This window comes from Aeromonas sp. R5-4 (assembly GCF_040908215.1).
Taxonomy (GTDB): Bacteria; Pseudomonadota; Gammaproteobacteria; order Enterobacterales; family Aeromonadaceae; genus Aeromonas; species Aeromonas veronii.
In genome coordinates this window covers 130849-140054 of sequence record NZ_JBFODG010000030.1, presented here as the reverse complement: position 1 = coordinate 140054, position 9206 = coordinate 130849, and the positions used below count along the sequence as shown (strand labels likewise).

Genomic DNA, 9206 nt, shown 5'->3' with positions numbered 1-9206 from the left:
CCTGCCGCCAGCGTTCAATCTGAGCCATGATCAAACTCTTCAATTTAAGTTTGGTTGCTTCGAAAAGCGGCTCAATGAATTGCTGAAATAAACTGCTCGACTTCTTATTGCTAAGAAATCGTCTTGGTCACTTCACCAGACATTGAAAATCAAAAATTGTTTTGATGTTCGATGCTGTGAGTGCCCACACAGATTGCTTGATTCAAATTGTTAAAGAGCGACGCAACAGTGTGTTGCTGCGGGAGTGGAATTCTACTCAACCGTCTTCTCGAGTCAAGCCTTATTTTCAAAGGCTTTTCGAGGTTACCGACTTGGCATTCTGCGTTGCCGCTTGCCCTGTCGATGGAGGCGCATTATAGAGATCCAGCTCACATTGGCAAGGCTTTACCGCAATAAAATTGCAAAAAAGTGCAATCTCTTGGTTATTCATATCAACACACAGCCTTTATACAGACTTACCCACAACCAAGGGTGAAGTGAGGACGTTTTACACCGGATAAATGCCTTACAAGGGTACTGGCCTGGCACTCATCCACCATTGCCGCACTGTCGCGTCTAACGCGCAGCGCCCTCGACATCTTCTATATAAGAAGGCGTATGAGGCATATATAGAAGTGCTTATCCCAATCCAGCCTCTTTGACCCAGCACGCCATCAGCTCGCCAGCGGGAAGATCCCGGCAGCCCGATACATCCTGCCCAGCCCAGAGCGGAGAGAAGCCACTGTCCCCCGCCTTCTCGGTGGCGACGCGCAGCGGTGCCAGTGCGCCACTGGCATAGGGGAAGTGAGGGGCAAGATTCGAGAGCGGGCCCAGCTCTTTCATAAGACGGTTGACGATCCCGCGCGCCGGACGGCCACTGAACAGATTGGTCAGTGCCGTCTGCTGGCCCTCTGGTGAATGGATGGCGGCGCGATGCAACGCCGAGGTGGTCGCTTCATGGCAGCAGAGAAAGGCGGTGCCCATCTGCACGGCGCTCGCCCCCATTGCCAACGCGTTGGCGATCCCCTTGCCATCGACGATACCGCCAGCGGCAATCACCGGCAGATCGGTCACCGCGAGGATCTGCGCCAGCAGGGTCAAGGTGCTCTGCTGCAAGGCGGGATCATCGGAGAGGAAATGACCGCGATGGCCGCCCGCCTCCAATCCCTGAGCGATGATGGCGTCGGCACCGTGCTGGGCAAGCCATACGGCCTCCGCCACCGTGGTGGCGCTGGCCAAGACCTTGGCCCCCGCAGCCTTCACTTGGACAAGCAACTCGGGCGCGGGCAGGCCGAAGTGAAAGCTGACCACCGCCGGTCTGAACTCAGCCACCATGGCGGCATGATCCTCATTGAAAGGTGCACGGGTTGGCGCCGTCGTAACAGCTGGGGGCTGTACGCCGAACTCGGCGTAGTAGGGAGCAAGCCGCTGCTGCCAGCGGGCCAGAGCAACGGGATCCGGTTCCCGTTGCCGGTGGCAGAAGAAGTTGATGTTAAATTGCCCAAGGCTGCTTTGGGAAAGACGCCCCAATTCGCCGCGCAGCTCCGCTGGCGTGAGCATGGCGGCAGGCAAGGAGCCCAAGCCGCCCGCTCGGGTTACGGCCAGCGCTAGCTCGCTTCCCTGCACACCGGCCATCGGTGCCTGAATAATGGGATAACGCATCCCCAGCTCGGCAAACAGGCTCATCCGTTCACCCCGAGCAGCATTGCCCGCTCTTGCGGGCCAAACCGGTTGTTGCCATCCATCTGTCAGACTCCTTTCCGATAGCTGTGGTTAAATATCAGGCCCGCAAGGGGCCCGATGAAGAGAGTGGAGGCTTAACGCACGCTGCGCAGCAGGAAATCCGGCTGACCGCAGGAGCGGCGCTCGCGCTTTTGCATCTCGGCGGAGCAGGTGACCGCATCCGTCCCCTCTTTATTGACGCAGATGTAGATCTCCCGCAGGAAGCGGCCACCATCGGCGCAAGCCACCGTGATGTTGTCGGGGGCCAGCCACTCGTTGGCGCTCGCCAGATCGGCCTTGAGCTGGAAACTGGTTTTGCGCAGCGGCTCTTCCGGGGATTGATAAGCCGCCGGGATCTTCACCTTCTGGCGCAGATCGCTCGCCAGCTGATGGAAGGCCTGCTGGCTCAGGCCGGAGCAAGTGCCGTGCTTCTCCCACTCATGGCGATAGAGAAAACGGCTGGGGTAGAGGTCGGCAAACTCGCTCTCCATATCGGGATCGAGCCGTTCGCGGGTGCAGTTGCTGGGGTAACCGCGATCGTACTGGGGCCAAAGACCATGCAGCACAAACCCCAGCTTGCGGGAACACTGGTCCCGATCCGCCGGTTTGACGGCACAATGCTCGGGCGACCAGGAGAGCGCCATGGCGTAATAGTCAAACGCCCCCGCCTCCCCTTTGGCCTGCACGGCCGAGGAGAGCAACAAACCTCCCGCCAACAGGGCAATCATCTTCTTCATATTTATATATCCACCTTACGCGACTCTGGATGACAGCCATGCTCCCATATTCTGGCGGCGGGAAACAGCCATACCGAGACGCCGCGCGACAAGGGTCAGACCAGTCAGGGGTTTCACCAGAGGGCGAGCAGGGGTAAGCTGACCGACCGGTAGGCTCCTCGTCCACCACCAGATAATCCCTCTTGGCAACCACAGGATGTAACATGATCCGCAAGAATCCCTCCGGCCATCTGCCTGTCATCGACGAATCCGCCTATATCGACAAGACCGCCATCATCTGCGGCAAGGTGATCATCAAAGAGAATGTCTTTGTCGGCCCCTATGCAGTGATCCGCGCCGACGAAGTGGATGCCAACGGCGAGATGGAACCCATCGTCATCGGCGCCAACTCCAATATTCAGGATGGCGTGGTGATCCACTCCAAATCCGGCGCCGCCGTCACCATCGGCGAGTACACCTCCATCGCCCACCGCTCCATCGTCCACGGGCCATGCGAAGTGGGGAACCGGGTCTTTATCGGTTTCAACAGCGTGCTGTTCAACTGCCATATCGGTGACGGTGCCGTGGTGCGTCACAACTCGGTGATCGATGGCTGCGATCTGCCGCCGGAGTTCTACGTCCCCTCCACCACCCGCATCAACCAGCAGAGCGATCTGACCCATATCCCGCGGGTTTCGGTCGATGCCGCCGAGTTCTCCGAGGACGTGGCCCACACCAATATCGATCTGGTCAAAGGGTACAAGGCGCTCTCCAACGAGTTCTGATCCCTTTCTTTAATTACCAGAGAACAAAACGGGCGCCGAGGCGCCCGTTGCTGTTTCTATCTCTACTTATATATGTGCTGGTCAGGAGCACTTCTTCAGGCTGATATGCCAGTTGGCACCGGACTGCACCTGATGCTTGGCGGCGAAGCTGTCCATGTTCAGCGCCACCGACACCTGCAGCAGGCTGTTGAGGTAGACCAGCGGCTGACCTTCCGGCACGTCACCGAAGCTGCTGACGTAAGGGGCCTTGCCATCATATTTGACCACATCCCCTTCGCGGATCTTGATGCAGGCGTTATCCCCCTTGTTGATCCCCGCCTTGGTCAGCAGGGCATCGTCGATATTGGTCCAGACGTTGCCGTACTGCACATCGAGGATCGGGATGGTGCCCTTGAGGGTACCATCCTTCTCGGCTACCGCAGGCTGATAGGGGATCTTCACGACCTCGGCGGGCAGCTGCGGGCCGACCTGCTCATAGCTGATAGCGCCGGAGGCGAGCCGTGCACCGGTGTAGGCGTACACATCGCGGCCGTGGAAGGTGTAGGACTTCTCGGAGCCCTTGAGGCGATTGCGCTTCTCGTCAATCTGGCGCACTGCCTCGATGCCGAAATGCTCGGCCACCAGGGTCAAAGTGCCATTGTCCGGAGTCACGATGTAGTGGCCGCTCCTGGTCTTGAGCACCACTGACTTGCGCTCGGTGCCGACACCGGGATCAACCACGCTGACAAACACGGTCCCCTTCGGCCAATACTGCAGGGTCTGGTAGAGGCGGTAGGAGGCTTCCCAGATGTTGTAGGCCGGGATCTCGTGGGTCAGATCATAGAGCGGCAGGGTGCGATCCACCCCGAAAGCGACCCCTTTCATGGCCGATACGGCGCCATCTTTGAGGCCGAAATCGGTCTGGATCACCAGCGCTTCGTTGGCGGCGGCGATGCCGCTGGCAAGCATGAGTGCGAGCGCGATGGCGCGGGGAGCGGTGCGAATATCCATATCTGAACTCCTGAATCATCTGAGGATAACGAAACGGCAACAGCCATTTAGACATCCAGACTGCCACCAATGGATTTTTTTGCAAGGGGTTTGCAACAAAGTGAGGGACGACTCGCAGAAATTGTGCTCGCCAAACGTCGGCGGCGGGGGTATCAAAGGCAGAACAGAAAAACGTTTACAATACAGGAGCTCAGCACCATGACACAACCCGTACCGGAGATGATGACCCTGCTGCTGGAGATTGGTGAACAGAGCAGTCAGCTCTGGCTGAGCCAGCCAGATGCGGCCCCGTCACACTACCCGCTGGCCTTTGGCACCCACGCCATCCAACCCGGGCCGTTTCGCCACGCGCCACCCACCCCGCTCGAACTGGAGCGGGCCATCATGGTGGTGGAAGATGAGCTGATGCGCATCGCCCCGCAGATCCCGCCCGGCTTGCAGCTGACCCTGCGCAGCCAGCCATCACTGGCCGAAGCGCTGGGGGACAACCAGCTCGACCGGGATCTGGTGGAGCAAGCCTTTGGCCAGCTGGCCGCCATGGCGGAAGGGGATCCCCTCGCCGCCAGCTTGCTGCCCCGCGACGAGCACTTTGCCGCCGTGCTGCTGATCGTCAGGGAGTGGCTGCACCATCTGGCCAGCGAGAGCGTGCTGATCGTGGAGTAGGGATAAATAAGTGGTGAGGGCTTCAGCTTCTGGCAAGGTTTGTCGGTGGATCCTGTCGGGATTTCATTCGCGTATACTTTGCCCGTATGGCGCCCGCGCCCCTATCGGTACTGCACCCAGACACCTATGACCTTATTTTCAGGTAATCCCCCAGCCTTGCGCTGGCCACCGGCGTTTGCTCGCCAGTTCATCGTCAAAGTGGCCGGATTGGCCCTGCTCGCCCTGACCGGGTTGGGCACTGTCTTCTACTACACCTATCTCACTATCCAGCACGACATGGATCTCATCACCGCCAGACAGAAGAACGTGTTCGAGGTCTTCTACCAGCGAGCCAAAATCCTCAAGGTGGAGAACATCACCAGCTATCTGGCACAACACCATCTGCTCGATCAGCCACCGCCCCCGAATAGCGTCGGCAGCGACTATCTCTACGGGTATGACCTCAAAAGCAAATACCGCTTTGCCGATATTCCGCTGCAATACCCGGCCGCCAATCTTCTCAACACCTTCCGCTATGCCCTCTCTTATCCAGAGGTGATCAACATCTACACCATCTGGAATGACTACCGGCTGATCGGCATGGTGGCCGACAACAATGTGCTGCCCGCCAGACTGGCGCCGATCAAGGTGGACCTGATGACACTGCCCGCCTGGTATCACTACTTCGGTTGCGCCAGCTTTGCGCCCGGCCGCCCTTTGTGCAGCACCGATGAAGCCTTTGTCTCCGATATCGAGATCGACAGCTTCAGCATGCGCAACACCATAGTGATGTACTTCCCCTTCATTCATCAGTCGGGGCGCGGCGGTTACAAATACGGACTGCTCGGTATCGACATCGCCGTCGATGAAGCATTTAACGATGTGCTGCGACCCTTCGACACCATCAACCCGACCCGCACCAACATATCGTTTGAAGCCGCCGAGCCCTGCCGCCCGAGGCATCTCTGCCTGAGCAAACCCTTTATGCGCACCAAGGCGGGGGATGATCTCTATCTGAAGTGGTCCTACAGCTGGTTTGATTTCGTCAAGCTGGCCCTGCAAAGTGCGGCCTTCAAGGTCTATCTCATCGTGCTGTTGCTGGGCATGGTGGCCTGGAAGCAGATCTACCTGCGGCTGCGCACCCTGGCGCACACCGACCATCTGACCCGGCTGCCACGCAGGGATGTGCTCTGCCAGAGTCTGCTCCATGAGCACGACTACCTGATGATCCTCGATATCGACAACTTCAAGTCGATCAACGACACCTATGGCCATGGCGTCGGGGATCTGGCACTGGTCGCCTTTGCCCGCCACCTCAGAAGCAATATCCGCAAGGTGGACAGCGCCATCCGCTGGGGCGGCGAGGAGTTTATCGTGCTGTTCAAGGGGATGGAGGATGACGAGATGATGATCCACTCGGCTGGTCGCCTGCTGGATCGACCATTGGGGATCCCCGAGCTGCCCACCCCCATCACCTTCTCCGCCGGGGTGATCCGCATTCGCGACTACCTCACCGTCACCGAGGCGGTGCATCTCGCCGACGAGCTGCTCTACCACGTCAAACAGCACGGCAAGCACAACATCGCCTGCTACGAGGGCAAAAAGATCCGGCTGATCCGCCCGTTGCCGGACGACACAGAGGCATAGCCGCCTTCTGCCGCTCCCCCTGCTTCTGTTACCATCGCGGCCACGATCACTCACTGCATCGTGGCCGCAGGCCGCGATAACCCCGACTGGTGCCCCTATGTCCACAGCCTCCTTTGCCGAACTGGCCCTCTCCCCCCGCTTGCAGCAGACCCTGACCGAGCTTGGCTATGCCGCACCGACCCCCATTCAGGCTCGCGCCATCCCCGTCATTCTGGCGGGGCGGGATCTGATGGCGGGGGCACAGACCGGCACCGGCAAGACCGCCGCCTTTGTGCTGCCGCTGCTGGAGCAGTTGCTTGCGCAGCCACAAATGGAGTCCCAACGCCCGATCCGGGCACTGGTGCTGGTGCCGACCCGCGAGCTGGCGGTGCAGGTCGCCGAGAGCGTGGCGCGCTACGGCCAGGGCACCGGTCTCACCAGCACGCAAGTCTACGGCGGGGTGAGTATCGCGGCGCAGGTGGAGGCGCTTCAGACCGGGGTGGATATCCTGATCGCCACCCCGGGCCGTCTGCTCGACCATCTGCGTCAGGGGGCCTTGAGCCTTGATAGCCTCCGCCATCTGGTGTTTGACGAGGCGGATCGCATGCTCGACATGGGCTTTATGGACGAGATCAAGGCGCTGCTGAAACAGATCCCGGCGGGTCGCCAGACCCTGCTCTTCTCCGCCACCTGCGACGACAACCTGTTTGCCCTCTGCAAGGTGCTGCTGCGCGACCCCGAGCTGATTGAAGTGGCACCGCGCAACACCACGGCGGCCGAGGTGGAGCAGCGGGTCTACACGGTGGACAGCGATCGCAAGCTGGCGCTGGTCGAACACATGCTGAAAGTGAAAGGGTGGGCACCGGCACTGATCTTCAGCCGCACCCGCCAAGGGGCGGACAAATTGGCCCAGCAGCTTGGCAAAGCGGGCATCAATGCCCTCGCCTTCCACGGCGATCTGTCGCAAAGCGCGCGGGAGAAGGTGCTGCTGGAGTTTCGCGCCGGCACCTTGCAGGCGCTGGTTGCCACCGACGTGGCGGCCCGCGGCCTCGATATCAGCGATCTCAACTACGTGATTAACCTCGAGTTCCCGTTTGTGGCAGAGGATTACGTCCACCGTATCGGTCGCACCGGTCGCGCTGGCAACAAGGGGCTCGCCATTACCCTGTTCAGCCCGGAAGATGCACCGCTGCTGGAGAAGGTGGAAGCGGTACTCGACACCCGTTTGCCCCAGCAGTGGTTCCCCGGCTTTGAGCCGGATCTCACCCGCTTCGAGCTCGAGCCGCGCCGCAACAGCAAGGCGGCCCAGAAGCAACGCGCCAGAAAGCAGGCCCTCGCTGGCAACAAGGGTGGCAAGGGCAAGCGTTAAGCCTGCCCTGCGCCGCCAATAAAAAACGCCCGCACGGGCGTTTTTTGTTATCTGACAGAAGCCTGCTCTTGGCGAGTCACACCCTAGCGGGTCGCCAGCACCAGTGGCAGGGTACGCAGGATCTGCCGCTCTGCCAGGGTCGATAGGATAAACATCACCATATAGCCGAGGCCCAGCGCCACGATAATCGCCACCACGTTGGCGGTGAACTCGGCCACCAGATAGTAGGCGGCGACTAGCGCCACTATGCCCGCCAACCGGATCAGCAAACTCCGGGTAAAGTAACCGTGAGCCTTGATATAGGCGAGCTGATAGCCGTTGAGCATCATAAAGATAAAGAAGATGGAGAAGTGGAACAGCACAGGCACCGCCCCCACGTAGTCGGCAGGGAAGAACAACAGCACCAGCGGCTTGCCCGCCAGCAGCATCAAGCCAAAGAAGGCCAGACTGACAATGGCGGAGAGGCGGAAGATCCAGCGGCGAATAAGCCTTATCTGGCGATGATCGCCATTGCGCAGATTGACCGCCAGCTCAGGCAGCACAAAGCGGTAGATGGGGAAGACAAACAGGGTGGTCATATAGGTGAAGATGGGACGCACCACCACCTGAAAATCCCCCAGCTCGTCGACGCTGAAGTGACGGATGGTGAGCAGCACAGTGATGTAGATCATCAGGATACTGGCCCCCGCCTCCAGGGATGCGGTAAAGCTCTTCTTCACATAGCTCACCATCTCGGGGCCGAGCGCCACCTTGGCCAGCGGCTTGGTGGCGATAGCCCGACGACGCGAAACATACATATAACCGGCGATGGCGAGCGACGAGAAGGTCAGCCCGTAGAAGAGCGAGGCAAGCGCATCCATCCCCAGCCCAAAGTAACAGGCCATAAACAGCAGGCCATTGGCCAGCGGCTCCAGCCAGGTGACCCGGTTGGAGAGCTGATACATCCGGTACATGGCCACCAGATTGGTGAAGTAGACCTTGAGCCCCAGCCCGAAGATGACCCCCACCAGTTGCAGATACTCCACCCGGATATGGAGCCCGTGCTTGATATAGGGGATCACCGCCCCCCAGGTGAGCAGCACGATGCCGATGAGGAAGTAGCGAAAGATATTGATGATGTCCCGATCGTTTTTGGTCTGGGAGTAGCTCACCACCATGGAGGAGCGAAAACCTGTCATCAGGATAAAGGAGAGGGAGATCAAATCCACCACGCTGTTGAACAGCGCCAGCTCCCCCTTGGCGACCCACTGCGCCAGCCACACCTTGAAGGCGAAGCCAATAACGATGCTGACCAGCGAGGCCCACATCCCGGTGATAAAGGCCTGTTTGAGGCGGGCGAGAGAGGCGTATTGCATAACGAAAATGGATAACTTTCAG

At 59.6% G+C, this 9206-nt stretch carries 8 protein-coding genes; 4 read left to right on the top strand and 4 right to left on the bottom strand.

The window, feature by feature from the left end:
* Nucleotides 1-618 precede the first annotated feature (618 nt).
* Together AB5Y83_RS16035 and AB5Y83_RS16030 are read right to left on the bottom strand one after the other, a co-directional pair.
* Nucleotides 619-1665 (bottom strand): NAD(P)H-dependent flavin oxidoreductase, encoded by a 1047-nt coding sequence (locus AB5Y83_RS16035; protein ID WP_368175503.1) that lies wholly within the window; start codon nt 1663-1665, stop codon nt 619-621.
* Nucleotides 1666-1796: 131 nt separating this feature from the next.
* Complete coding sequence (locus tag AB5Y83_RS16030; RefSeq protein ID WP_101529592.1) at nt 1797-2438, bottom strand: ribonuclease; 642 nt, start codon at nt 2436-2438, stop codon at nt 1797-1799.
* Between the two features lie 203 nt (nt 2439-2641).
* On the opposite strand from AB5Y83_RS16030, the gene AB5Y83_RS16025 reads away from it, so the two are divergent.
* Nucleotides 2642-3202, top strand: a complete 561-nt coding sequence (locus AB5Y83_RS16025) for a carbonate dehydratase (RefSeq protein ID WP_005343397.1) — start codon at nt 2642-2644, stop codon at nt 3200-3202.
* A gap of 81 nt (nt 3203-3283) precedes the next feature.
* On the opposite strand, the gene AB5Y83_RS16020 is transcribed toward AB5Y83_RS16025, so the two are convergent.
* Complete coding sequence (locus AB5Y83_RS16020; protein WP_368175502.1) at nt 3284-4192, bottom strand: S-adenosyl-l-methionine hydroxide adenosyltransferase family protein; 909 nt, start codon at nt 4190-4192, stop codon at nt 3284-3286.
* A gap of 198 nt (nt 4193-4390) precedes the next feature.
* Here AB5Y83_RS16020 and AB5Y83_RS16015 point away from each other — a divergent pair, with 198 nt between their 5' ends.
* The 3 genes from AB5Y83_RS16015 (at nt 4391) to AB5Y83_RS16005 (ending at nt 7829) form a co-directional block, all read left to right on the top strand.
* Nucleotides 4391-4855, top strand: coding sequence for a hypothetical protein (locus AB5Y83_RS16015; protein ID WP_005362752.1), 465 nt, complete (start codon nt 4391-4393; stop codon nt 4853-4855).
* A 156-nt stretch (nt 4856-5011) separates the two neighbouring features.
* Entirely contained in the window at nt 5012-6481 is a 1470-nt protein-coding gene (locus AB5Y83_RS16010) for a GGDEF domain-containing protein (protein WP_368175506.1), read from the top strand.
* A gap of 97 nt (nt 6482-6578) precedes the next feature.
* Nucleotides 6579-7829, top strand: coding sequence for a DEAD/DEAH box helicase (locus AB5Y83_RS16005; RefSeq protein ID WP_368175501.1), 1251 nt, complete (start codon nt 6579-6581; stop codon nt 7827-7829).
* Nucleotides 7830-7912: 83 nt separating this feature from the next.
* On the opposite strand, the gene AB5Y83_RS16000 is transcribed toward AB5Y83_RS16005, so the two are convergent.
* Nucleotides 7913-9184, bottom strand: a complete 1272-nt coding sequence (locus tag AB5Y83_RS16000; protein ID WP_368175500.1) for a lipopolysaccharide biosynthesis protein — start codon at nt 9182-9184, stop codon at nt 7913-7915.
* Nucleotides 9185-9206 lie beyond the last annotated feature (22 nt).